General features: G+C 58.9%; 23 protein-coding genes. 13 read left to right on the top strand and 10 right to left on the bottom strand.

Annotated elements, in window-relative coordinates; translation table 11 throughout:
- Positions 1–95: 95 nt before the first annotated feature.
- Both AB7813_RS27745 and AB7813_RS27740 read right to left on the bottom strand, forming a co-directional pair.
- The gene (locus AB7813_RS27745; protein ID WP_441228892.1) at positions 96–701 is read right to left on the bottom strand and encodes a dTDP-4-dehydrorhamnose 3,5-epimerase family protein; all 606 of its coding nucleotides are present in this window, start codon (positions 699–701) and stop codon (positions 96–98) included.
- A gap of 107 nt (positions 702–808) precedes the next feature.
- A complete protein-coding gene (locus AB7813_RS27740; RefSeq protein ID WP_158596765.1) occupies positions 809–982 on the bottom strand; it encodes a hypothetical protein in 174 nt (57 codons plus the stop codon).
- A 332-nt stretch (positions 983–1,314) separates the two neighbouring features.
- Between AB7813_RS27740 and AB7813_RS27735 the strand changes: the two genes are divergently transcribed.
- Positions 1,315–2,799: a glutamate-1-semialdehyde 2,1-aminomutase gene (locus AB7813_RS27735; protein ID WP_441229015.1), complete on the top strand. Its 1,485-nt coding sequence runs from the start codon at positions 1,315–1,317 to the stop codon at positions 2,797–2,799.
- Positions 2,800–3,510: 711 nt separating this feature from the next.
- On the opposite strand, the gene AB7813_RS27730 is transcribed toward AB7813_RS27735, so the two are convergent.
- Together AB7813_RS27730 and AB7813_RS27725 are read right to left on the bottom strand one after the other, a co-directional pair.
- Complete coding sequence (locus tag AB7813_RS27730; RefSeq protein ID WP_441228891.1) at positions 3,511–4,977, bottom strand: undecaprenyl-phosphate glucose phosphotransferase; 1,467 nt, start codon at positions 4,975–4,977, stop codon at positions 3,511–3,513.
- 45 nt (positions 4,978–5,022) lie between these two features.
- A complete protein-coding gene (locus AB7813_RS27725; protein ID WP_158596788.1) occupies positions 5,023–5,619 on the bottom strand; it encodes a Crp/Fnr family transcriptional regulator in 597 nt (198 codons plus the stop codon).
- Between the two features lie 388 nt (positions 5,620–6,007).
- Between AB7813_RS27725 and AB7813_RS27720 the strand changes: the two genes are divergently transcribed.
- Positions 6,008–7,402, top strand: a complete 1,395-nt coding sequence (locus AB7813_RS27720) for a lipopolysaccharide biosynthesis protein (RefSeq protein WP_441228890.1) — start codon at positions 6,008–6,010, stop codon at positions 7,400–7,402.
- A 33-nt stretch (positions 7,403–7,435) separates the two neighbouring features.
- Here the strand turns inward: AB7813_RS27720 and AB7813_RS27715 are convergent, their stop codons facing one another.
- The 3 genes from AB7813_RS27715 to rfbF all read right to left on the bottom strand — a co-directional run bounded on the left by AB7813_RS27715 (position 7,436) and on the right by rfbF (position 10,379).
- Positions 7,436–8,158: a LuxR C-terminal-related transcriptional regulator gene (locus tag AB7813_RS27715; RefSeq protein ID WP_231077834.1), complete on the bottom strand. Its 723-nt coding sequence runs from the start codon at positions 8,156–8,158 to the stop codon at positions 7,436–7,438.
- A 303-nt stretch (positions 8,159–8,461) separates the two neighbouring features.
- Positions 8,462–9,520 carry an NAD-dependent epimerase/dehydratase family protein gene (locus AB7813_RS27710; RefSeq protein ID WP_441228889.1) on the bottom strand — a complete coding sequence of 353 codons (1,059 nt, stop codon included), beginning with the start codon at positions 9,518–9,520 and terminating at the stop codon, positions 8,462–8,464.
- 10 nt (positions 9,521–9,530) lie between these two features.
- Positions 9,531–10,379, bottom strand: coding sequence for a glucose-1-phosphate cytidylyltransferase (gene rfbF, locus AB7813_RS27705; protein ID WP_441228888.1), 849 nt, complete (start codon positions 10,377–10,379; stop codon positions 9,531–9,533).
- 1,881 nt (positions 10,380–12,260) lie between these two features.
- On the opposite strand from rfbF, the gene AB7813_RS27700 reads away from it, so the two are divergent.
- The 10 genes from AB7813_RS27700 (at position 12,261) to AB7813_RS27655 (ending at position 20,699) form a co-directional block, all read left to right on the top strand.
- Positions 12,261–12,962, top strand: a complete 702-nt coding sequence (locus AB7813_RS27700) for a GntR family transcriptional regulator (RefSeq protein ID WP_441228887.1) — start codon at positions 12,261–12,263, stop codon at positions 12,960–12,962.
- Between the two features lie 199 nt (positions 12,963–13,161).
- The gene (locus tag AB7813_RS27695) at positions 13,162–13,671 is read left to right on the top strand and encodes an ureidoglycolate lyase (RefSeq protein ID WP_093757249.1); all 510 of its coding nucleotides are present in this window, start codon (positions 13,162–13,164) and stop codon (positions 13,669–13,671) included.
- An 11-nt stretch (positions 13,672–13,682) separates the two neighbouring features.
- Positions 13,683–14,594: an allantoinase PuuE gene (locus AB7813_RS27690; protein ID WP_175366941.1), complete on the top strand. Its 912-nt coding sequence runs from the start codon at positions 13,683–13,685 to the stop codon at positions 14,592–14,594.
- A 34-nt stretch (positions 14,595–14,628) separates the two neighbouring features.
- The gene (locus AB7813_RS27685) at positions 14,629–15,492 is read left to right on the top strand and encodes a substrate-binding periplasmic protein (protein WP_441228886.1); all 864 of its coding nucleotides are present in this window, start codon (positions 14,629–14,631) and stop codon (positions 15,490–15,492) included.
- A gap of 75 nt (positions 15,493–15,567) precedes the next feature.
- Positions 15,568–16,239, top strand: coding sequence for an amino acid ABC transporter permease (locus AB7813_RS27680; protein WP_441228885.1), 672 nt, complete (start codon positions 15,568–15,570; stop codon positions 16,237–16,239).
- A 9-nt stretch (positions 16,240–16,248) separates the two neighbouring features.
- Entirely contained in the window at positions 16,249–16,920 is a 672-nt protein-coding gene (locus tag AB7813_RS27675; protein WP_441228884.1) for an amino acid ABC transporter permease, read from the top strand.
- A 1-nt stretch (position 16,921) separates the two neighbouring features.
- Positions 16,922–17,905, top strand: coding sequence for an NAD-dependent epimerase/dehydratase family protein (locus AB7813_RS27670; protein WP_441228883.1), 984 nt, complete (start codon positions 16,922–16,924; stop codon positions 17,903–17,905).
- Positions 17,902–18,678, top strand: coding sequence for an SDR family NAD(P)-dependent oxidoreductase (locus AB7813_RS27665; protein WP_441228882.1), 777 nt, complete (start codon positions 17,902–17,904; stop codon positions 18,676–18,678). The genes AB7813_RS27670 and AB7813_RS27665 overlap by 4 nt, the downstream gene beginning before the upstream one ends.
- The gene (locus AB7813_RS27660; RefSeq protein WP_276509733.1) at positions 18,675–19,460 is read left to right on the top strand and encodes an amino acid ABC transporter ATP-binding protein; all 786 of its coding nucleotides are present in this window, start codon (positions 18,675–18,677) and stop codon (positions 19,458–19,460) included. Before AB7813_RS27665 ends, AB7813_RS27660 begins: the two co-directional genes overlap by 4 nt.
- A gap of 78 nt (positions 19,461–19,538) precedes the next feature.
- A complete protein-coding gene (locus AB7813_RS27655) occupies positions 19,539–20,699 on the top strand; it encodes an IS30 family transposase (RefSeq protein ID WP_441228164.1) in 1,161 nt (386 codons plus the stop codon).
- Positions 20,700–20,788: 89 nt separating this feature from the next.
- Here the strand turns inward: AB7813_RS27655 and AB7813_RS27650 are convergent, their stop codons facing one another.
- Positions 20,789–22,162 carry an NAD(P)/FAD-dependent oxidoreductase gene (locus tag AB7813_RS27650; RefSeq protein WP_441228881.1) on the bottom strand — a complete coding sequence of 458 codons (1,374 nt, stop codon included), beginning with the start codon at positions 22,160–22,162 and terminating at the stop codon, positions 20,789–20,791.
- A gap of 25 nt (positions 22,163–22,187) precedes the next feature.
- Positions 22,188–22,586, bottom strand: coding sequence for a nuclear transport factor 2 family protein (locus tag AB7813_RS27645; RefSeq protein WP_175366948.1), 399 nt, complete (start codon positions 22,584–22,586; stop codon positions 22,188–22,190).
- Positions 22,587–22,816: 230 nt separating this feature from the next.
- Between AB7813_RS27645 and AB7813_RS27640 the strand changes: the two genes are divergently transcribed.
- On the top strand, positions 22,817–23,599 hold the full coding sequence (locus AB7813_RS27640) for a sulfite exporter TauE/SafE family protein (RefSeq protein WP_175366949.1): 783 nt from the start codon (positions 22,817–22,819) through the stop codon (positions 23,597–23,599).
- 6 nt (positions 23,600–23,605) lie between these two features.
- On the opposite strand, the gene pdxR is transcribed toward AB7813_RS27640, so the two are convergent.
- The gene (pdxR, locus tag AB7813_RS27635) at positions 23,606–25,150 is read right to left on the bottom strand and encodes a MocR-like pyridoxine biosynthesis transcription factor PdxR (RefSeq protein WP_441228880.1); all 1,545 of its coding nucleotides are present in this window, start codon (positions 25,148–25,150) and stop codon (positions 23,606–23,608) included.
- Positions 25,151–25,330: the final 180 nt, after the last annotated feature.

Here is a 25,330-nt window from a genome sequence, read left to right as displayed (position 1 = left end):
GTTCACTTGACCTCTGTCAAGTTATCACAACTACTTTATTTGACGGATGGGATTGCGGATTGGCGCGGCGCCTTGCGGCAATCGTTCGCTCGATGTTAGTCGGCCATCGGAATGAGACTGTGCGCCAATTCGCTGCTCGCAGGCGTAGACATACGCGCCCGCATTTCCGCTTCGCGGCCTTTGAGAGGCGCCCAGGCCTCATCCCGCTCGGAGATTACCGAAACAGCCGGCCAGCTGATGCCGAGGACCGGATCCTGATATCCGATGCCTCCCTCGCCGCCTGCCTTGTGAGACGTGCTCATGAAGTAAAGAAGTTCGGTATCATCAGCCAGGGTGATGAAACCGTGCGCGAACCGCTTCGGAATATAAAGCCCGCGACCGTTTTCAGCGGAAAGTTCGACGGAAACATGCCTCAAGTAGGTATTGGATTCAGGACGAAGATCCACGATGACATCCAAAACGGCGCCCCTCACACAGCGAACATATTTCTCTTCTGCGTACGGCGGATATTGGAAATGCAGTCCTCTTAGCGTTCCTGCCTTGCAGTTATAACTCAGGTTCGCTTGCCGGATCGAGGTTTCTAGCCCAGGAGCGGAGAGCTCTTCAACACAGAACACACGCGAGAAGTATCCACGTCTGTCCTCGTGTCGCTCGACGTCAATGACGAAAGCGCCTGCCAGATCTGTCTCGGTAAGGATCATTTAGGCCTGCGAATAAGATAGTTTCATACCCACTTGGAACGGAACACGACAGCTATGCGCGTCGAGAGCTCCGCATGGTGGTGCAAACGCGCGGATGACTAGCCGTACTATAAGATAGCAAATTGGATAGCCGTAACGCATGCCCTGCCCAGCACGTAGATCCAGGCGATGGTTGCCCCGGTTGCCAGCAGGACAACGGCCGTTGGCCAATCGAGCCTCCGGCGCTCGCCCTTCGAGATCACGGTATCAGCCAAGATATTTTGTGAGTTCAGCTTATCCATATGCGTCATCCACATCTGATCGTCGTGAGCAGTATGGATGCTAACTCTCTCAACTCGCCCGAACATGACAATGCTCAATAGTCGAAGACCATCGTGGTCGCGCGCCCAACGCCGCAACGCGAACATCGGTCGGTCTCCGCAGCGCCCCCCTTCCAGACCGGCTTAAGCGGGTCTTGTACAGCGTCGTGCTCGCTATGACCCATCAGCGGTCGTTCGTTAATTTCGTCAAAAACGTGTTCGGACTTGACGACGCGCAAGTTTCCTACCCGATCTGGCTGCGACAAATTATCATTGGATACTTTTGTATTGTCGCGTCGATAGAGGTTACCTTCATGTCCGACAACATTTTTGAGAATGGAGTTTCATCCACTGACGCGTCCGTTCGCGAGCAATTGCGGATCCGAGCGCACACAGCAATCCCCGGCGGAGCCCACACTTATGCAAAGGGCGACGACCAGTTCCCAGTTTCCGCGCCAGCCTTCATTGCCAGAGGACTAGGCTGCCACGTGTGGGACACCGAGGGGACGGAATTCATCGAATATGGCATGGGGCTTCGCTCCGTCGGATTGGGGCATGCCTTCCCCCCCGTTATTGAAGCTGCGGCCGCTGAGTTACGACATGGGTCGAATTTTACCCGGCCGTCACCACTCGAAGTCGAATGCGCGGAAAGCCTGCTGGAGGTCATTCCAGGCGCCGAGATGGTAAAATTCACCAAGGACGGATCGACGGCGACCACGGCTGCAATCCGCCTCGCGCGAGCTTACACAGGACGGGACATTGTTGCGCTCTGCTCCGACCATCCGTTCTACTCCTATGATGACTGGGCGATCGGCACGTCGCAGATGCCCGCGGGTATTCCCGAAGAGACAAAAGACCTCACATTGACGTTCCGCTACAATGATCTGACATCGGTGGCAGTGCTGTTTGCGCTCTATCCGGGCAGGATTGCCGCCATCATTCTAGAGGCCGAAAAGGATGTTGCGCCAACCGAAGGCTTCTTGGAGGGAATTCGCCAGCTCTGCACGAGCAACGGAACGCTTCTGATCCTCGATGAGATGATCACGGGATTTCGATGGCCGACGCGTACGGCGCAGAACTTCTACAAGGTAACGCCGGATTTGAGCACTTTCGGCAAGGCCCTTGGAAATGGCTTTGCCATTTCGGCGCTGGCGGGCAAGCGCGAGATTATGATGCAGGGTGGCCGCGATCACGACAAAGAACGCGTCTTTTTGCTGTCTACGACACATGGCGCTGAAACGCATGCACTTGCTGCCGCGCTCGCTGTGATGAAAGTCTATCGTGAAGAAGCCGTGATTGAGACATTGGAACGTCAAGGCGATCGATTGAAAGCCGGCGTGGATGCCGCAGCGGCACGCCATGGCTTGAGCCAGTTATTCAAGCTGGCCGGGCGCCCGTCCAATCTCGTATACAGTTGCTGCGATGGAGACGGGATACCGTCGCAGCCATACCGCACCTTGTTCTTGCAAGAACTTTGCCGCCACGGAATTATCGCGCCTTCGCTGGTGACGAGCTATTCCCATTCCGACGACGATATCGATCAAACGATCGATGCTGTTGATCAAGCGCTCCACGTGTATCGCAAAGCGCTCGAGGACGGCATTGACACATATCTGATCGGCCGACCCGTCCGCCCCGTGTTCAATCGATATGGCGATAGAACAAGCAGCGGGACGACCGCGCCGACTGGCGCTCAGATCACCAAGACTCTGCTTAGACCCCGGCGCAAACCACGAGCCTCCAATACTGCAGCCGGAAATCGGCGCAACTCGCGTTATGCTGAATCCACGATAGGATAAAATCGAAGCTTACAGATTGCCCCGTGAGGCGTTCGAGACATTGTCGCCCGACCGACTACCGATCCCACAGAAGGTCGTCCGCGACCTCTGCAACTCCCTTTGCAACACAAGTGCCGCCCACGCCAAATGCGCGATAAGCCAAAGTGCGAAGATATGCTGCATCAAAGACATAGTTTGGAGATCCGCTTAAGGGAGCAAAGACATCGTGGATAGACCACCACGGCCGCTCTGGCGGCCTACCAGATACGTCGACAGTCCACATCACGCAAACACCATAAAACACAAAAATGGCAGATTTCTGCGTGATTCGACAGGCTAGATGCTATTTAGTGGTAGGAGATCGAGACTCTCTCCTTCATCGCGGCCCTTCAGCGGCGCGACGTCTCGATTTGGATCATCCTAGCCACGGTTGTTCGGAGGCCATGCCGATACAGGTGCCTTCGATGACCTTGTGCACAGAAGCGCATTGACGCCTTATAGCTGAACGAGACTTTGCCCTGATAGCGCAATGACAATCGCGCTTACGCTCAATGCGGCTCGCACAGCAGCGCTCATCAAATGACGGGTGTGCCCGCAATCTCGCTTCAGTGCTAAGGCGCCCGACATCCCAGCGACGCGGTCGGCAAGTAAAACCTGCGGCTTCTCCGAACTGGCCGTCAGCAGGCGTTCTGAGGTTTCACTGCCGCCCGTGCAACAAGATTCACCAACACATCAATAAACGTTGTCAGTCTTCAACACCCGAAAGACCGTCAAAACCAGGATGCGAAGATCCAGCCAGATCGACCACGATTCGATATACCACAGGTCGCTTTCGACCCTCTTCTTCATCATGCCGATCTCTGGGGTTTCGCCTCGGAATCCATTGACCTGAGCCCAGCCTGTAATTCCTGGCTTGATCTTGTGCCGCATGGCATAGGTTGCAATGAGCTGATCGTATTCAGAATCGTGTGCCAATGCATGCGGCCGAGGCCCCACGAGCGACATCTCCCCGCGAAGTACGTTGATTAGCTGCGGTATCTCATCAATGCTGAGCTTTCGCAGCAGCGCTCCCAGCCGCGTAATACGATGATCATTTCTCTTGGCCTGAACAATGACCGGTCCGTCGTCTCGCGTGTTCATCGTCCTGAACTTATAGATCTTGAACGGCTTTCCGTTGAAGCCTGCCCGCTGCTGCAGAAATAACGACCGGCCCGGCGACTCCAGGCGTATTGCGATGCTGATAATCGCAAACATTGGCAGTAGGACAATGAGTCCCGATGCGGCCAACAGCTGGTCCATGGATCGTTTCATTGTCCGCTGCATGGCACTCAGGGGCGCACGCTGCAGCTGCAGGGCCTTTGTCGGGCCAAAATCGAATAGCGGTCGATCCAGCAGGCGAGCTGTCCTTTGATCCGAAACGAGTTTGATTGGAATCGGGAGAACACGCAGCTCGCTTTCGACTTGCCCGACCGCATCGAGAAATGCCCAAGGCATTGCGATCACGACCTCGTCCACCCCGGTTTGGCGGACATAACGAACGAGCTCACGCATGCGTTCCTTGAGGATGGCGGGATCGAGCAATTGGCCGGGCTCCATTGGAAGCGATACGATTTTGCAAACAGAGTAGCCATATAACTCAAGCTTACTCAGCGTTACGTTACCGATGAGCTCCTCCTCTAGACCGACCAAAACGATCCGGTTCGGCCGAATAAGCTTCGAGCGGATGACATAGGAACAGAGTTCCGCGACGATGACTCTCAACGCGGAAGAAACAACAAGGCCGCTTGCAAAGAAAAGCAAAACCCAGCCACGAGAGAAGGTCGAGCCGCTCTTGAGCAAGAAAACGAGAGCCGCGAGAGACGCAAATACGGCCAACCATGTCAGTGCGGATCTGCCAACCTGCCACCGGCCTCGCAGCAGATTGGACGCTTGATACAGCTTCGAAACATGAGCAATAGCGGAATACAGAATGCCGACAGCCATTCCCGAGCCCAGGTTGTTTTCCGCGCTGCTATAGCCAGCGACAGCGGTAGCATCATAAATGACGCCCGTCGCGACCGACAGAATTACAATCCATCCCAGGTCAAGCGCCGCTACGAGCGGGGAAATCACTGACAAGGAGGACGGTACGCCGAACTCGTGCTGACCGTGCGGTCGCTCCAGTCTCGCCGCCGCCTTTCGATCGCCCACCGGATCCATTGAATCTGCTCCTACCAAATATTGAGAGCTTCACCACGCTATCCGTTATCTCTGCGCCCTTGCGCTTGCGACCTTCATCAACCCATTTTGATTGATGAAGCGAATGGTCTTCCGGCTTGGCAGATCAATTAGCTCTTTCGCTTTGAAATCAGCGAGTGCCCGACAGACAGTCTCAATTGATGTTCCGACATGATCGGCGATATCGGCTCGAGATAGTTGCAGCCGAAGCGCCTTGGGACGCTTCGGGTCCTCGCGCAAATGAGGTTGAATGCGAAGCAGAAGCCACGCAATCCGGGCAACGCAGGTTCGCTGGCTCATCGTCAGTACAAGAGAGAGTGTTTCCGACAGAACTTGATGAGTCCCGCATGGCTCGCCCTGATGACAAACGCGAGCAACGGTGGTGCGAATGACTCGGCAGTCCGTAACTGCTTCAGCTGTGAATTCTTGGCACGCCTGCTGGGTGGGCATGACAACATCGCCTGGCCAATAAAAGGCAAGGATTTGCCGGTTGCCGTCGGGGAGCAGACGCACTGCCCGCACGACGCCTTCGATGATTTCGATCTTCTGGTTTTGTTGCTCTCCCTCCCAGAACAGGGCTCTGCCCCGCGGAACAATCGTCGGAGTGGGAGTACGATCCAGCATTATCTTGCTGGGCAGCACAGTAAGGCCAATCGGCGCGCGTGTGCAGGACGGCTTTAGGGAAACCATGTCTAGCGGCATTGGTCCAACCCTCAACGTTAAAGCGTGCGTTGAAGGTGGCATGCAGACAACTTTAAGAAAATTCAGGCTCGTGCGCTAAGTTTTCTATGGTTCCAACTCGGCCTGATGGTCTAGACCGAATGTCAGGAAAACTATACTGCGCTTAGCTGGCGCACATTTTTGGTTATGATAGCGCCTATAATATTGGCGTATTGCCGCCGAGCGGAGCATTCTACGTATTTACTATCACGCACGGAATATGCGCGATTCACGCATCGATGTCATCTTCGAATTCTGTGACGACCGTCAATTATGCACTGACCTTTTTTGATTGAATGCGGACTTCACAGATGGCCCCATCGAGTGGCTCACGCTGCTTTTCAAGGTCATCCAGAGACGTGATCGGGTGAAGCGGCATATCCGCTTGCGAGTGAAGCCCTTTCACCAATCGAAAGAGCGCATGCCATTGGTCAGAACGGGGCTTCTTGCCACCTCAGTCGCTATCCTCGGGATGCGGGTAACCATCTTGGCATGCAAGTTCGGGCTCGCCATCTTTGTTGGCCGCTATCTCGATCTTTCATCGTTAGGGGTCTTTGGACTTTGCGCCGGCGTTGTCGCGGTGGGACCGAGCCTAGTCGGGATGGGCATGGTCCATCTCATCGTGCGGGATGCAGTTACGCTGACGCTCGCTGAATTGATCGACCTGCTGCGGCACTACTGGTCCTTTGTCACCATCGTTTACGCCCTAGCGCTGACGATTTCCTTTCCGGTCACGCACTTTCTGAACGGATCGAGCATATGGTCGCTGGTCATCTCGATTACGCTGCTAGAGCACTTCGGCAACGACGTTTTCCAATTACTATCAAATTTGCAAAAGCCCCTTCTGGCCAACATAAGCGCCTTCATTCGCGGGGCCCTCTGGGTCCTGGTCTATACCCCACTGGCCATCTGGTATCCGGAACTCAGATCCATGACCGCGTTGCTGTGCTTCTGGCTCGCCGGCAGCATCGTGGCTTTGGCTCTGTTCTTCTGGACAACCAGACTGTGGCCGTGGACAGCAACCTCGCTGACGGCGGTCGACCCACAACGAATTTTCTCCACGATCAGGAAAGGTTTCGTCATTTACCTGAGCGATCTCGGTTTTGTTGCAAGCCAATATATCGATCGCTATCTGGTTTCGTTTTTCCTCGGGCTGGAGCTGACCGGCATTTACTTCCTCTATTGGTCGGCCGCAAATGCCGTAAGCACCTTCGTGAGCATTGCCGTCCTGCAGATACAGCGCCCCATATTGATCAAGGCACACCATCATGGCGGCGATTCAGAACACCAGAAGCTGATGATGCCGTTTCTAGGCACGACGTTGCTCTCGACAATCGCATTGGGTGCAGCGACCGGATTGGCGTTCTATCTCGTCTTGCCCTACTTGAAGCAACCGGCTATCGAAAACTTCCTGTTGGCATTCTGGCTTATCATGGCGGGAATGGCAGTGCGCAACGTGGCAGATTTTGGAGCCATGGCGTTGTTTACGGCTCGCCGAGATGGCGTTATGACGCTCACCAATCTCGCATCGGTTACTGGGCTGATCGTCGCCCAGTCGCTCTGTCTTCCGCTCATGGGGCTTAATGGCGCGGGGACCGCTATGATCATCACGTTTGGGGCGATCACAATCTGGCGCGGCGCGTTGCTGTATGACCCTACGCCGAGCAAGTCGCCAGCGCTGGGATAACTCCAGGTTACCCAGGATCAACGACAGCCAGCTCTATGCCGGAAATCTCATGCGTGATCGGCCGCCATTCATACCCATCCCCTCGATCATGAAACGAGTGCTGGAAGCGCGGCTAGCAGTACGTTCTTTCGGTCCAACAATCTTTGCGGCCATGAACGCCGCCTCGGTTCTATTGCGAGCGCCAAGCGCCCGAAGAAGTGCAGCTGTATGAATTTTGCTCGTGCCCTCGGCGATGCTCAGCTCACGTGCGATCTCTTTGTTCGACATTCCCTGCGCCAGCAACGGCAGCACGTCATGCTGGCGACGCGTCAAACGAAGTTTGTCGACATCGACCGTCATCGTACGCTGACTGCCAACGCTGCCATGATCGCCATCTGCGAGCCATCGTGGAACATAGATACGTCCAGTGAGCAGATCGCTGATAGCCGTCAGCAACTCTTCGTCGGATTGTAGCTTGTAAACAAATCCGTGAAACCCAGCCGAGAGGCAACCAAATACGTCAGCACGGGTATTTGACGTCGACATGATAGCAACGCGCGTCGCCGGGCGCCGCTCATAAACCTGCGCGAGCACCTCAAGCGAAAGGTCGTTGAGGCTTGCTCGATCCATCAGGATCAAGTCGAAACAATCATCCGTTTCGAAAACCTCGAGGCGAGACGCCTCGATTACTCTGGAGTGTGGAAGTCTTGCCTCAACAACGTCCTTGAGGCCGGCTCGATAGACGCTGTGCTGGTCGACCACTAAGATTACTGACACGACACCAACCCCTGGTATGCGTAATCCAAATTTATGCGGTGATAATTCTGCTTCGGGCGCCCTCTACCGCCGCTCACTTTAATATTCTGCAATGCAACAAGAATACCTACGAACGCCCCCTTGTCAACTCATTGAATCAAATGGAACTTTTCGACGACCGGTATGAATCTGGGTACACGCGCATAAATTATGCACGCGCAATATCGACAATCACGCACTCGGCTGGATTGCAATACCTTTATTCTACTCGGCACGAGGGTGCACACATGCAGACTGCGCGGAAACGTCGCGGTTAGTTTGCAGTCATTCCGCCGCGACTGCAGGAAACATGTCCTTCATTGGCGTCCAACGAAGCCGCGGATCCAATTGCTCTGTATCCCGCAGATGCCGGAGTTCAGCCAATCGCGTAAAGGGCGCCGCATTGAAAACTTTCTCGTCAAGCTGAATGCGCTCAAAGACGCTCTTTAGCTGCAGCGCTCCCAATCGCGCATCCCATTTGCAACAAAAGCTTGGCAGATGCTCTTTTATCTTTGCGAATGAAACGCGATAACTACGATCGTCTGCTCCAGCAGGCCCAAAGGTCAATACGGAGCCGGCGAATGTCTCATTGACGATATTCGCAATGTCGCGGACCGCATAGTTCTGCGTCTCGTCGCCGACATTGAAGGCCTCGCCCCACACCGCTTCGCGGGGCGCTTCCAATGCACACACAATCGCTTGGCAAATATCATCGATATGCACCAACGGTCGTAAAGGCGACCCATCACTCATCACACGCACTGTTCCAGAAGTGTACGCGAAGCCGGACAAGTTGTTCAAGACCAGGTCAAAACGTTGCCGCGGCGAAGCGCCGAATGCCGTGGCGTTGCGAAGAAACACCGGCGTGAAGCGCGAGTCGGCCATTGCCCTTACGTCGCGCTCAACCAGAACTTTGCATTTGGCATAAGCAGTGCGCGGATCGACCGATGACGTCTCGGTCTTCAGCTCATCGCCGGAGGCGCCATAGATGCTGCATGACGACGCGTAGACAAATCGTTGAACGCCGGCATCCTTACATTTCTTTGCGAAGGCGACCGAGCCTTCGTGATTGATCTCCATGGTCATGCCAGGGTCATTCTCGCCGAGAGGATCGTTCGACAGCTCGGCAAGGTGCACGACCGCATCAATTCCGGTAAGATCAGTCGTCGTTAGTTGGCGCGTGTCCTTCGAAATGACCATTGGCCGTGTGCAGCCATCATCAAACAACCAGCCCCGGCGATAAAGGCCTGTGTCGATGCCAACTGCGTCATGACCGCTGCTGAGAAGCTTTGGCCCAAGTACTGCGCCAATATAGCCATCAGCTCCTGTATATAACACACGCATAATTTCGCCCTCACTTAACAGTCTGACCGGCAAATGCCGGATCAGACATACGCGAAATATTGGACCTCGGACCCGTGGACTTCTGATCCCAGACACACCACGGTGGGTTTCCTGTATCCCACAACTCCTGCAGGACGGCCTTGTCGCGCAGAGTATCCATATTTTGCCAGTAGCCGTGATGCCGATAGACCGCGAGCTGATCTCGATCGATAAGTTGAGCCAACGGTTCGTTCTCCCAGCTCGTGCTGTCGCCATCGATCACGTCGAGTGCTTCAGGCTCGACGACAAAAAAACCTCCGTTGATCACCTGCCCGTCTCGCGCATCCTTTTCCCGGAAGCGGGCCGCACGTGGACGCTCTGACGACAAATTAATCGCACCGAAGCGACCGGGCTGCTGGACCGCTGTCACCGTCGCGAGCGCTCCTTGCTCGTGGTGGAACTTGATAAGCTCCTGCACATTCACGTCGCTTACGCCATCGCCGTAAGTGAGACAGAACGTCGAGTTTCCGATATAATCCTTCACGCGCTTCAATCGCCCGCCTGTCATGGTCTTCTCGCCGGTATCGACGAGCGTGACCTTCCACGGCTCGCTTGCATTGCGATGGATCTCGACGTCGTTACGCTGCAGGTCGACGGTGAGATCACCCTGGTGCGGCAAATAGTTCAGAAAGTAGTCCTTGATCACCGAGCCCTTGTAGCCGCAGCAGATCACAAATTCGTTCAGACCATGATACGAGTAGAGTTTCATGATGTGCCAGAGTATTGGACGCCCGCCGATTTCGACCAAAGGCTTGGGAACGACCGACGTATGCTCGCTGAGGCGCGTGCCATAACCGCCTGCAAGGATCACCACCTTCATTATTCTCTCCTGTCCTTTGGTCGCCATCGTCTGATTTCACACACCGGATACCGTCCGGTGTGCAGATGACCTTATTGGCAGGATAGGCAGCATCACCCGGTGCGAGTTGACAGCCGTCAAATCTGAATTTTCGTTGAGCAATAACTTTTGCGCCAACGTTCTACTTATAAAGTGCCTGCGAGATTTTGATTGAGGGCCACCGATATGGTCGCCCATGCGCGACCATTGCGATTACGTTGAGATCTCTGCGAGCGTCGATTGGCCAAATACGCACTGATGAGTCAGAAACGATGAGTCCGGAGTTTCTACTTCTTCTCATGGCCTTTACCGCACTATGTCTGATGGTGCTGACAGCCTATTGCGGTGGCGAAGATGTATTGTCTGGCCGCTTCACTTCACCTTCAGCCCTGGATACTCCCCACGTCGCCACGATTCATCGCCCGCCTCATGTGACACCAGATACAGCAGATTTCTTCAGTTGAGACTGCGTTGAACTTAGCGTCGGGATTGGAACTTTGAGCAGCTCGCACTTTCTGACACCAGGTCAACTTCAGCTCCTGGCGACGGAAGTAGTCGGCCCGGCTCCAGGCTGGAATGCGAAGATCGAAATTCCCGTAGGCGGCGGCATTTTCGTCGGCGGGGAGGAAGCTTCCGATCTGTTCGCCCGCGCTCTGTTGCAGGCGACTCCCTTGCCACCACCACATGAACAGGAATTTGATGAGGACGCGGGCTCACTCGTACTCGACCATTTATGGACCGCGACATCCGCCGGTCGCCAGGCACGCGATAACGCAATTGCATCTGATCGCGATGGGACGAGTCCGGTCCGCTGATCTTAGGTCTGACGATATGCTCACCGCCTCAAGCGCATCCGCCGAGAGGCTTCGTTACAGCTTGAAATCCAGCTCTACGACGCCATCGATCGGTTTCGTGCAAGCAGCACTGAGCCAGAGCTTTGGCCAAGCGATCTTGAATAACCTCACAGCAATATCTGGAGGCAGCTGCGACTCGACCTTTACGATAGCCGACTGCCTCTTCCCACAATTCCAGAACTCAAAACTGATGCAATTTCTGCGATAATCGTATTCTGGCTCGAACAACAAGCCTCGCGGTATTGTCTCGCCACCCATAATCTGCCTCGCCCCTGCGCAACGCGTTACGTAGCCACGCGTCGTCCGATGCAGGCATTTCATATCGATAAATTGTCGATAGGTTGACGTGCGCAGGAAGATTCGGGCTGGGTCTGTAAAATTATTTAAACCACCGGCGTCCCGGATTCATAAGCGACCGTCGATGATTGCGCCTGTGATTGATGGCAGAATGCAGCGTTTACTCTTGTGCAAATCATATCGGCCTAATCGACACAATTCTCACACCAAGGCACAGCGGGATCGCAATTGTCTATGCCGGAGGGATCCAAATTATCTTACGGCGCACCTGTTTCGCGGGATACTGTAGCGTAGGGGTGCCACATGAATTGTATCGAGCGATACTCTCTGGTTCAGCTCGTGGGGATGCATTCAATAAACGACCTTATGTCGTCGATGGACACAGGGATGAGGTCTTGTCGCGGCGCGGGAGCAACGTCAACTCCATCGGAGGTGATATATCCGCAAGTGGCGGCGGCAAACCCGCAAGAAACTGAGAGCTGGTTCCGGAATAAAAATGGATGGTCGACCATGTCGTGGAGAGTGCGGCTTTGCGCCAGAAGCGGTCATGTGGAGATCCAAAGACAGCGGAATTTCGCGAAGTCTTGCATAAAAGGTGACACCGATTGAGAATGGATGGCTCATCCAGAGCTTCGGCTCGGCCAGCGGCGAGAACGTACCGTACGTCTACCGATATGGCGGCATTTCTATCCAATCGTCGAAAGCAACGTCCGTGCCCTCTGTCAACAAAGCAAAGAAATCAACCAGCAAACGCCCGTCACGGACCAATGGCAGCATAACAGACGCAACCTATTTAAAGCTGCACAACCTGATCGAGTCGCGACAGCTGCAGCCCGGCGAGGTGATCGAAGAGCGCCGCCTTGCACTGCGGCTGAAAGTCTCGCGGACACCGCTGCGGGCAGGCATCAGCCGGTTGCTGGGCGAAGGCCGGCTCGAGCAATTGTCCAACGGCACCGTGGTGGTCCGCACAATCGAGATGGCGGAATTGCTCGAATTGGTCCATCTTCGCATGGTACTGGAGAGCGAAGCGACGTTCATTGCGGCGACCCGCATCGCACTGGATATCCTTGCACCGATCAGGGCCTCGCTAGAGAAGATCATTGCTGCGTCGACGGTGTCCGGGACAGCTCACTGGACTCTCGACGATGAAATTCATGATCAGATCGCGCGGCATTGCGGCAATCGCTCGCTTGAGAAACTGATTGGAGAAATCCGGCAGAAGATCCGGATGTGCAATGTGGAGCGCAACCCTGGCCGGCTGCTGCCCGCCACCCGCGAGCATCTTGCGATTATCGATGCCATCATCGATCGTGATGCCGCCGCAGCCCGTCAGGCGATGATCCTGCATCTCACTAATGTGCGGCAAGGATTGCTCGAACGGTTCGGGATCTTCCTGCCCGAGCCTCACGGCTAGGCCACGATTAGGCAAATCCCTGCAGGTTGCATGTCCGAAAATTCTGCAGCTGCCCGCAATTTTGTCGGACTCCGTCCAAATTTAACGCAGCTTCCCGAACTTCGCAGCTTGACTGAAATCAGCATGGGCGGTTCACTGGTATACCATTGGAATATCGAGCCGCTTCGCAGCAGGCCGACTAACCAGATGTCCCGCCTGAATGACGCCGAACCACACTGCTTCCCATACCGTCGCGGCCGAATCGCTGTCCCCGGCCGCCTTTGCCGCCTTCGGCGATGTAGCCGAGCGACCGATCGACGCGCGCCGGCGTTATCTTCCGACATCGGACGGTCGCGCCGAGGACGCCGCCATCTTTTCCTTCTGGATCAGCAGCGCCGCCAGGCTTGGTAGTCTGCCCCTGCCAATCACGACGCTGGAGCGTCATCCGTTCTCCGCCCAGACCTTCGTACCGCTCGGCAGCAGCCAATACCTGGCGATCGTGTGCCATGCCGACCCGGATGGCCTGCCTGATGTGGCCACCCTGCGTTGCTTCATCGCCGGAGCGCATCAAAGCGTCACCTTCGCCCGCAATGTCTGGCATCATCCCATGACCGTTCTCGGCGCGGCCATGGAATTCGCTGTCGCCATGGGCATGACCGGCCGGCAGGACGACGACGTGTTCGTCGATATCGCTGGCGACGTTCGCGCCGTGATGCCGCAGAGCGCATAGGGATCACAACGATGCCGCATGATGATCACCTCGCCCGCGACTTCGTCGGCTACGGCCGCACCCCGCCGCATCCGCAGTGGCCGGGCGCAGCAAGAATCGCGCTCAACTTCTGCATCAACTACGAAGAAGGCTCCGAGCCGTCGTTCGCCGATGGCGACGGCGTCACCGAAACGGCCCTGACCGAAGGCGGCGGCGGCGGCTTCGAGGGCCGCGACCTCGCTGCCGAGTCGATGTTCGAATATGGCAGCCGCATAGGCTTCTGGCGCGTGCTGCGCCTTCTGTCCGAGCGCGGCATGATCGCCACCGTCATGGGCTGCGCGCTGGCGTTGGAACGCAACAACGAGGCCTGCGCCGCCATTCGCGAATACGGCTACGACGTCTGCGCTCATGGCTGGCGCTGGGAGCGGCATCCGTTGCTGTCCGAGGCCGACGAGCGCGAGCGCATTCGCAAGACCGTCGAGAGCCTCAGGCGCACCACCGGCGAGCGTCCGCTCGGCTGGTATTGCCGCTATGGGCCGAGCGTGAACACGCGGCGCCTCGTGGTCGAGGAAGGCGGTTTCCTCTACGACTCCGACGCCTATAACGACGAATTGCCGTACTGGACACGTGTGCTCGGCAAGCCGCATCTCGTGGTGCCTTACGGCCTTGCCAACAACGACGCCAAGTTCAGCCGCGGCGCGATGGCAACGGCGGATGATTTCTTCGTCTATCTGCGCGATGCCTTCGACATGCTCTACGCGGAAGGCGCCACCGCGCCGAAGATGATGTCGGTCGGACTGCACACCCGCCTGATCGGCCATCCCGGCCGCGCCGCCGGCCTGCAGCGCTTCCTCGATCACGTCGCCAAGCACGACAACACCTGGGTCTGCCGGCGCGGCGACATCGCCCGTCACTGGCAGGCCACTCATCCCCCCACGCCCTGATCTCCACCACATCCGCACCCGAAAGGACGTCCCCATGAGACTGAAACCCACGGATTGGCTGTTCGCGCTGATGCTGTCGACTGCGGTATTCGCCGGCGGCGCCAGCGCGCAGCAAGCCGATCATCCGTCCGACAAACCGATGGTGGTCGCGTCCGACTTCGGCGTCGCGCCGTGGATGGTGCGCGGCCCCAACGGCCCCGAGGGTTTCGGTGCGGATCTGATCAACGAGATCGGTAAAGATCTCGGCCGCCCGAAGGTCGAGATCGTCGACATCAATTTCTCCGGCCTGTTCGCGGCGCTGTTCGCCAAGCGCGCCGAATTCCTCGTCAACCCGCTCAACCTCACTGCCGAACGCTCCGAGCGCATGCTCTATACCGAGCCGCTATTCTCCACCGGCAACGGCTTCATCGTCCGCGCCGCCGACGAGATGAAGGGCTTCGAGGATCTCAAGGGCAAGGCCGTCGCCGTCAACCGCGGCACCATCTCGGATACCTGGGCCACCGCCAATGCCGAGAAATACGGCTTCGAAGTGCAGCGCTACGATGTATTCCCCGACACGGTACAGGCCGTGCTGACGCGCCGCGCCTTCACAGCGCTAAATGAGATCCCGACCACCGTCTATGCCGCCAGCCAGAACAAGGCGATCAAGGTCGGTTTCAAGGACTTCAACGGCCGCAACTTCGCTTATGCGTTTCGCCTGGAAGACACCGAGTATCGCAACAAGGTCGAGGCGGTCATCGAATGCATGAAGTTGGACGGCCGCCTGCGCAAGCTGCACGAGAAATGGTATGGCGCAACGCCCGATGCCGGCTCGGCCATCGACACTGTGTATTTCGGTTACGGCCCTCCCGGCTTCAAGGGTTTCGAGCCCACCTCGCACGTTCCGGCGTGCAAGTAGCACGCTTGCTCTGACAAGATAGCTGCGAGCACCGGACCGGCCTGAGCCGGTCCGACCGCGGTTGATGGACACCCGATGGAGCGAATAGTCGAATACTACTTCAATGCAGACGTCATCGCGGGCGCCTTCCCCCAGGTGCTCGCGGGCTTTCGCACGACGGTCATCGTATCGCTTTTGATTATTGTCTGCGGCACGCTGTTCGGCCTGTCGCTGGCACTGCTGCGCTGCGCCAACCTGCGCCCCGTCAATTTCATCATCACTGCTTATGTCGACGTGCTGCGCACGCTGCCGCAGCTCGTCGTGATCGTCTTCATCTATTTTGGCCTGCCTTATCTGGGCCCGACGCTGTCCCCCTTCGCAACCACTGTGCTGGCGCTCGGCATGGTGCTGTCGGCCTTTTCCACCGAGATCTTCTGGTCCGCGATCATGGCACTGCCCCGCGGGCAATGGGATGCCGCGAGCGCGCTCGGCTTCAGCCGGCTACGGACGCTGATCACGATCATCCTGCCGCAGGCCGTTCGCCTCGCGATCCCGCTTCTGACCAACCGCGCCATCTCCATCAGCAAGGGTACTGCGCTCGGCACCGCCGTATCGCTCCCGGAAACGCTAGGACAGGCGCAGAGCGTGATGGCGCTGGTCGCCAATCCCTCGCCGCTGACGCTGGCCGCGGCGTTCTACCTCACCTTCTTCCTGCCGCTGGTGATCGCCAGCCGGTGGATCGAATATCGCTACAGCACGGGGCGTTGAGCGGATCGCATGCAAGATTTCCTGGACAATTTCGCCAACTGGGAGTCGCTGTTGCGGGTCTATCCGCTGCTGCTGCAGGGGCTGATCTATACTGTCTCGCTGGCGGTGGTGGCGCTGCCGCTCGGCATTCTCGCCGGCCTCGCCATCGCCGTGCTGTACAGCTTCAAGAACCGCTGGGTAAATATCGCGCTACTGATCTATATCGACCTGTTCAGGTCGTTTCCCGTGGTGGTGCTGCTGATCCTGATCTTCTACGGCATGCCGTTTCTGGGCCTGACGCTCGGCGGCTTTACCGCGGCGGTGCTGGCCATCGTGCTCAACAATTCTGGCTATTATGGCGAGATCTTCCGCGCCGGCATCCTGTCCGTGCCCCACGGCCAGACCGAGGCTGCCCGGGCGCTCGGTTTCAAGCCGCTGCATGTGGTGTTCTCCATCGTGCTGCCGCAGGCGATCCGCAACGTGCTGGCGCCGCTCGCCAGCAATTCGCTGGAACTCGCCAAGGCGACACCAATTGCCGCCTTGGTCGCGCTGCCTGAACTGCTGCGCTCAGCCCGCATCGCCCAGGAGCAAACCTACAACCCGACGCCGCTGATGGCGGCCGCGGTAATCTTCTTCGTCATCCTGTATCCGTTCGCGCGCTGGGTGGCGCGGCTGGAACGGCAAGCACTGAAAGCCCGCTGACATGGCCACACTGATCACCGGCGGCAGCGGTTTCATCGGGCTCGCGCTCGCCGAACGCCTGATCGCCGACGGCGAGACCGTTATCTTGTTCGACCTCTCAGCCCCCGGCCACGACATGCTGATGCGCGCCGAGCTTGCCGGCGCTACGCTGGTCACCGGCGATGTCACAAACGCCGACGACGTCGACCGCGCGTTGAACACGGCCGGCATCGACCGCGTGATCCACACCGCCGCGATGACGCCGAATGCCCAGCGCGAGCATGACGCTGCGCGCCAGATCGTCGACGTCAATATCGGTGGCACCGTCAATCTGCTCGAACGCGTAACATTGCGACCCGCCATCAAGCGCGTCACCGTGCTCAGTTCGGTCGCAGTGTACGGCTTCTCGCAACCGGCCGCGTCGGGCCTGTTCGAGGAGGATTTGTCGCCGCCGGCGCCAGCCGCGCTCTACGGCATCACAAAGCTTGCATCGGAACAGGCGGCGCTGCGGATCGCCGACCTTCACAAGCTCGATGTGCGCGTGATTCGGCTCGGGCCGGTCTTTGGCCCATGGGAATTGCAGACCGGTGTCCGCGATGCGCTGAGTCCGCATTATCAGGTGCTCCGTATGGCCTTCGACGGCCGTGAGGCGATTCTCCCGCGCAGCATGGCCGGCGATTGGATCTATTCCCGTGACGCTGCCCTCGGCGTCGCGAGGGTGAGCGCCTCCGACACGCTGAAGCACCGCACCTATCACGTCAGCGGCGGTGTGCTGTCTGATCTGCCACAATGGTGCGAGATCATCGCGACGCACATGCCGGGATTCCGCTGGCGGATGGCGGAGATCGAGGCGGAGGGCAACGTGATCTATGGCCTGCCGACGGACCGTGCGCCGCTGAACATTGCGCGACTGGCCGCGGATGCCGGCTTCACGCCTCAATTTCATCTGGAAGATGCGGCGCGCGACTATCTCGGCTGGTTGCCGCAGGCAGGAGAACCCGCATGAGCAAACGTCTGGCTGGAAAGTCGGTTCTGATCACCGGCGCCTCCTCGGGCATCGGCCGCGCCATCGCCCGCCGGTTTGCTGCCGAGGGCGCGAAGCTCATGCTCGCGGATCTCACCATGGACGTGCGCGAAGGCGGCACTCCGACATTGGAGCTGCTGCGTGCAGACGGTTATGAGGTCGATTTCATCCAGATCGACGTCGCCTCGGAGGACGACACCGTCCGCGCCGTCCAACAGACCGTTGCGCGCTACGGCCGCCTCGACGTGCTCGTCAACGACGCCGCCATCGGCACCGGCAAACGTCTGACCGACACCAGCCTCGCCGAATGGGACAGGACGCTCGCGGTCAACCTTACCGGCGTATTCCTGATGTCCCGCGCCGCCGTCAACCAGATGCTGACGCAGGATATCCGCAACGAGGCCCGCGGCCGCCTCGTCAACATCTCCTCGCAACACGGCATGATCGCCTGCCCGGAAGACGTCGCCTATGGCACCTCCAAATCCGGGGTCGTCTACATGACGCGGCAGATCGCGGCGGACTACGCGAAGGATCACATCATCTGCAATGCAGTCGCGCCCGGCAAGATCGTCACCGGCAAACCAGGCCGCGCCGCGGAGCCGCGCTGGATGGACTACTCCACCAGCCGCACGCCGATGCCGCGGCTGGGCCGTCCCGACGACGTCGCCAATGCAGCGCTATTTCTGGCCTCAGACGAGGCAACTTTCATGACGGGCGAAAACATTCTCGTCGATGGCGGCTGGATGGCGTCATGAGTAACGTTTCGGAGAGCACCATGGAGCAAGCGCCTGCGGATACATCCGCGCCGATCATCCAGATGTCCGGCGTCACCAAATGGTATGGCGACGTCCAGGTGCTCAAGGGCATCGACTTCACGGTGGCGCGCGGCGAGCGCGTCGTGATCTGCGGGCCTTCGGGGTCCGGCAAGTCGACCATGATCCGTTGCATTAACCGGTTGGAAGAACATCGCGACGGCCGCATCATGGTCAATGGCGTCGAGCTGGATCACTCGACGCGCAATGTCGACGTGGTCCGCCGCGATGTCGGCATGGTATTCCAGCAGTTCAACCTGTTTCCGCATCTGACCGTGCTGCAGAACCTCACCATCGCGCCACGCAAGATCCGCGGCGCAACGAGGCAGGAAGCCGACGAGGTCGCGCGCTATTTTCTTGAGCGCGTACGGATCTCCGAACAGGCCGATAAATATCCGAGCCAGCTCTCCGGCGGCCAGCAGCAGCGCGTCGCCATCGCGCGTGCGCTGTGCATGAAACCGCAGATCATGCTATTCGACGAGCCTACCTCCGCGCTTGATCCAGAAATGATCCAGGAGGTACTCGACGTCATGGTCGGCCTCGCCCGCGAAGGGATGACCATGGTCTGCGTCACCCACGAGATGGGCTTCGCGCGTACGGTCGCCGACCGCGTGGTGTTCATGGACGCCGGCCGGATCATCGAGGAAGGCGCGCCGACCGATTTTTTCTCAGATCCGAAACAGGATCGAACCCGTGCATTCCTCAAGCAAATTATGCATCGATGATCGAAGCGTCCGCTTAGCGGGGCGGGCTCAATTGGTCAGCGCAACACTCTAATCTTATGGGAAAGATGGAGTGCAGGCATGAAACAGCGACCTCGCATCTATTACTCGGCAGCCCAGCGATCTTTGATCTGGGATCGTTGGCAGGCAGGCGAGCCGATGAGTTCGATTGGGCGTCGGTTTGAACGGGATTCTTCATCGGTTTTCTCGGTTATATCTCCGTCCGGAGGCATCCGTCCGCCAGATCGGCGTCGCGCCGAACGGGCTCTTAGCCTTACTGAGCGAGAGGAGATCTCCCGATGGCTCAGCATGCGCCGCTCCTTGCGATCGATAGCGCGTCATCTGGGACGATCTGCGTCGACGATCAGCCGTGAGGTTCAACGCAATGGCGGAACGGATCGCTACCGTGCTGCGCAGTCTGATCACAGCGCGTGGGATCGGGCCCGTCGCCCCAAGCTTTGCAAGCTGGCTTGCCGTCCTTTCCTGAGACGGACAGTATCGAGACTACTGCAGAGACAATGGTCGCCGGAGCAGATCGCCGGCTGGCTGAAGCGCACACACCCGGCGGAGCCTGAAAAGCAGGTGTCACACGAGACGATTTATCGCAGCCTATTCATTCAGGCGCGCGGCGTGTTGAAAAAGGAGCTTCTCGAGCACCTGAGGGCGAAACGCACGGTTCGTCGTTCTAGGCACGCGAGCATGAAACGGACCGGACTCGGCCAGATCAAGAACGCCGTATCCATCAGCGAACGACCGCCGTCTGTTGAAGATCGTGCGGTCCCAGGCCATTGGGAAGGCGATCTGATCGGCGGATCGAGAAATAGCTACATCGCAACGCTGGTTGAACGCCATTCGCGCTACGTGATGCTGATCAAGGTTGCGAACAAGAACACCGAAAGCGTCGTCTCTGCGCTGATCAAGCAGTCACGGCGATTGCCTGGCGAACTCTACCGGTCCCTGACCTGGGATAGAGGCAAGGAGCTCGCCGACCATCAGCGACTGGCATTGGCCACCGACGTCGACATCTACTTTTGTGACCCTCGCTCCCCATGGCAGCGCGGATCAAACGAGAACACCAACAGATTACTGCGCCAATATCTGCCGCGCGGCACCGATCTGTCCTTACACAGTCAAGCCAAGCTTAGCGCCATCGCAAGACAGCTCAATGAGCGGCCGCGAAAAACCTTGCTCTATCAGACGCCAGCTGAGAAGTTCGCCGAGTGTGTTGCAGCGATCGGTTGAACTCGCCGGCATAAGCGGACATCGATTGCTCCTGCGTGCCCCGTGATCTATGAGCTCACAATCAACGTCTGGGCGACCGCTAGAAAGACCTACGCGGCTTCGTCGCGCGATTGGTAGAGCTTGTAAAGCATGCGTTGCCCGATACGCCGGAACGGCGAGAACGGATGCGTCGGCAGCGGCGACGTGAAGATCGGTAGGTCCTGCCCCTTGAAGTTCTTGCCCGCGATCATCTCGGCCATGCGACGGCCGGCCTGCGCCGAATAAGACACGCCATTGCCACCGTAGCCCAGCGCATAGAACAGAGTTTGCGAAGGATCGGGCCGGAAGATACGCGGCATCATGTCGTGGCTGACATCGACCCAGCCCCACCAGGAATAGTCGATCTCGATTCCCTTGAGCGCCGGGAACTTGCGGTGCAGCCCGTCGATCAGGAGCTGCAGATGCCGCGGATTTGCAGCGTCCGCGCCGGTGATGGCGCTGCGGCTACCGATTTGCACACGGTTGTCGGGCAGCCGGCGATAATAGAAGCGCAGCGTGCGGGTGTCGGTGATGACTTCGGTGGTCTTGAAGCCGGTCGCCTCCAGCTCTGCTCCGGTAAGCGGCCGCGTCACAATCGAGTTGGACATGATCGGCATGCAGCGGCCACGCAGCAAGGGCGTCAGACCGAGTGACGTGTAAGCGCCGGTCGCGATACCGACTGCGCGTGCACGCACGGTGCCGCCGGGTGTGCGCAGATGGTGAATGCCGTTGCGCGTTGTGATCTCCTGCACCGGACTGCCGGGATGCACCTTGGCGCCGAGTTCGCGCGCCATGCGCAGATAGCCGAAAGCGAGTTTGGCGGGATGGACGCCAGTGCCCAGCGGCTCATGCACAGCACCAACACATTCGGCCTCGTTCACATAGTCGCGTCGCACGTCCTCGGCGGACAGCACGCGCGTCTTGTAGCCGAACACCTCGTTCTGGACTTTCGACTCGGCTGCGATCTTCTCGAACGTCCGCTGGCGATGCGCGAGATAGAGGTGGCCGCCGCGCTGCGGTTCACAATCGATATTTCCGGTCTTGATCAGATCCTCGAAGGTCTCGAAGCCGTCCTGGATTTCCGCGTGCAGCCGCAGCGCCACATCGCGGCCCCAGCGCGCGATCCACTGCGAACGCGACAGCCGGCCCGACGCGTTCTGGCCCTGCCCGCCATTGCGTGTGCTGCAGCCCCAGGCGACGCGATTTGCTTCCAGCACCAAGGCCTTGATGCCGAATTCGCGCGCCAGAAAAATCGCGCAAGCCAGCCCGGTATAGCCCGAACCGACAATCGCGACGTCGGCATCGATGTCGCCATTGATCGGGCCGTCGTCGTCTGGCGGTGTTCCTGCCGTGGCGGCCCAATAAGTCGGGGCGTAGTCGCGGTGGGTACCGGGACCGGGGGACACCAGCGGATCGTAATGCTGGTCGTAAGGCGCAATCGACATCGGCGCGACCTCCTTCACGACGCGATCACGACTTCGCCGGCAGCGCCGGTCGATCCTTGCGGAACGCACTCTTGCGCGAGAGCTTGTGGCCCTTGAACGTGAAGAGATCGCAGCCCTCGGCCTCGATCCGCGTACCGTTGGCTGCTGTACCGCGGAAAATCCATTCAGATAGGCCGCGGTCGCCGAACACGCTGTGCGATGTACAGGTCCAGCTCGCATCTGGCGTACCGCCCCAGACCTTCTCGAACGCCGCCTTCACGTCGGAGGTGCCGATAATGCGGTTGCCATACATCTCCGACCCGACGGCGGTATCGAACACGATATCGTCGGTCATGCAGGCCATCACGCCATCGGCGTCGTGACGGTTGAACGCCTCGAACAGCGTGACGAGAAGCTGGTGGCGCTGGGTCTGCTGCTCGGACATTGCAAAGCTCTCTCGATCATTTCAACAATGGTCGGCACTGCGTGCCAGCCATGGGGATGAAACTGCCAGCGGCCATGCGGCGCGATTAGGGCCAGTTGCGGCGAAGCACCTGTCCAGAGCGGAACGGTTCGCGCCGGCGATCTGGCCCAAAGATTGAGACACGCTGGCCCTCCCCAGGCTAACGGATGTCGCCATGGTGGCAGCATGACGGAGCGACGGACCCACGTGACATGCATGACCTGACGATCGCGATCGGCGATCTCGGTGCGGCGCTGACGCCAAAACTGGTTTTGCTGTCGATTGCCTCGATTTTCGTCGCCGCGGTGCTGCGCGGCTTTACCGGCTTTGGTTTTGCCCTTGCCGCTGTGCCGCTGCTCGGCTTGTTCATGATACCGACCGAGGCCGTGCCAGTGGCGATCGGATTGCAACTCGCTGGCAGCCTGCTTGATTTCCGCAAGGCATCGCAGAGCTGCGACTGGCCCTCGCTGCGCTGGCTGATGATCGGCGCGCTGATCGGATCGCCGCTGGGAACCCTGATCCTGACCGAAATCCCGGCGCCAATCTCGCGGCTGGTTATCAGTTCGATCACGCTCCTGGCGGTGTTCGCGCTGGGCCGCGGCTTCGCGTTGCCCGCCATCCCGCCACGCCCGGTGACGTCAATCACCGGTTTCTTCTCCGGTCTGTTCAACGGGCTAGCCGCGATGCCCGGACCGCCGGTGGTCGCTTACTATATGTCGGTTCCGCTGCCACGCTTGACAACGCGTGCGTCGCTGATGGTGTTCTTCCTGATGACCTCGATCACGGCAACGATCACTTTCGTCAGCGTGGGCCTGCTGAACGTCCACACCATCGGCCTGTCGTTGCTCGGCCTGCCGGTGATGTGGCTCGGCACCATATTCGGCGAAATCGCATTCCGGCGCGGCAACGAAGCAATGCATCGCCAGGTCTCGATCATCAGCCTCGGCGTGATTGCCCTCGTCAGCGCCGTCAAGGGCGTGAGCGAGCTGACCTGAGCCGCGTCAGCTCATGCGTGCGATGATGCGACCGAGACGTTCAATGCCCGGTTCGATCCGGTCATTGCGGATCGACGAGAAGCCAAGCCGGAAGCAATTGGCATGGGTACCTTTCGTCATCGAGAATACGTCGCCCGGCTCGATCACCACGCCTTCTGCCAACGCGGCCGTGGCAAGTTCGGTGGCATCGCAGGCCGCCGGACATGTCACCCAATAGCTGGTGCTGCCGACGCCGCGCACGAAATCGCAACCGGCGAGATGCTTGGGCAGCAACTGATCGAGAATGCGTGCGCGCTCCAGTAGCACGCGTGAGACGCGCTGCAGATGCGAGCGGTAATGGCCAAGGCCGATGAACAGCGCCGCAACGCGCTGGTTGTTGAGCGGTGGATGCCGCAGCATTAGGCGCCGCAGCGCGCGCAATTCACGGATCACCGGCGCTGGTGCGGCGACATAGCCGAGCCGTAGGCCGGGCGCGAGCGCCTTCGACAGGCTGCCGACATAAAGCACGCGGTCGTTGCGATCGAGGCTCATTAGCGGCGGCAGTGCCGGCCCCTCCGAGATCAGCTCGCTCTCATAATCGTCCTCGATCAGGATGATGTCGCTCTCCTCTGCCTTGCGCAGCACTTCGAGACGGCGCTGCTCGGGCATCGCCACCGTGGTCGGGCATTGATGACCTGCGGTGACGTAAGCGAGATCGCAGCTCTCGAAGTTCGCATCGGGCACCATGCCCTCGCCGTCGACTGCGAGCGGCACGATATTGTCGGTCTGCATACCGAAAATGTTGCGGGCGTCGGGATAGCCGGGATCTTCCATGCCGACCCGGGTGCCCTGCTTCACGAACAATCGGGCGATCAGATACAGCGCATGCTGGGCGCCGATGGTCATCATGATCTCGTCCGGCCGCGCGCGAACGCCGCGGCGCGGCAACACCTGCAGCCGGAGCTGCTCGATCAGCGCCGGATCGTCCTCGTCGATCAGATCGCGGGCCCAGTTGTTGATCTCGGGCACGCTAAGTGCGGCGCGCGCACTTTCGCGCCAGTCATTGGTCGGAAACAGGCTTGGATCGAACTGCCCGAAGATGAAGGGATACGGATAGTCCTGCCAGTTGAGCGGCTTGACGATGTTCCGGTTGGCCGACGGCCGCACTGCGAAGCGCCCGGCCCAGCGCGCGGCGCCGGCCTCGTCGAGCGCCGCGCGGTCGTCGCGCTGGGTGCCGAGATGCTTGGGGAGGCCGGCCACGAAGAAGCCGCTGCGTTCGCGCGAAATGAGGAAATTCTGGTCGACCAGCTGCTCATAGGCGATCACGACGGTATTACGCGACACTTCGAGCAGTGTGGCCAGTTCGCGGCTCGACGGCATGCGCACACCAAGCGCCAGACGGCCTTCTTCGATGGCGGTACAGATCAACTGGCGGATCTGGAGCTGCAGGAAGGGACCGCGCCGGTCCAGCCCCTGGAACAGCGATCCCCAGAACAGCGCATCCCCAATGCCAGACGCTGCAGGACGCCCGTCTGCACGGGCGGCTTTCACTGAACCTCCGGGATTACCCATCGCGCCCTCCACACTCATCCCGAAACCAAAGCCGCACCCGTCTTCGGGCCTAACAGGATACTAAGCAAAAGCCGCGCCAAGGTGGACCGTCGGCACCGCGGGACTGGCCCCATTCGTGCATCCGATCTGGCGCTGGCTCGGAGCGATGCGAGGCCTCACGCTTCGATGACGGAATTTTGA

The sequence above is a fragment of the Tardiphaga sp. 20_F10_N6_6 genome, assembly GCF_052076045.1.
Taxonomy (GTDB): domain Bacteria; phylum Pseudomonadota; class Alphaproteobacteria; order Rhizobiales; family Xanthobacteraceae; genus Tardiphaga; species Tardiphaga robiniae.
The sequence above is the reverse complement of the archived record's forward strand: the minus strand, read 5'-3'. Positions and strand labels throughout refer to the sequence as shown.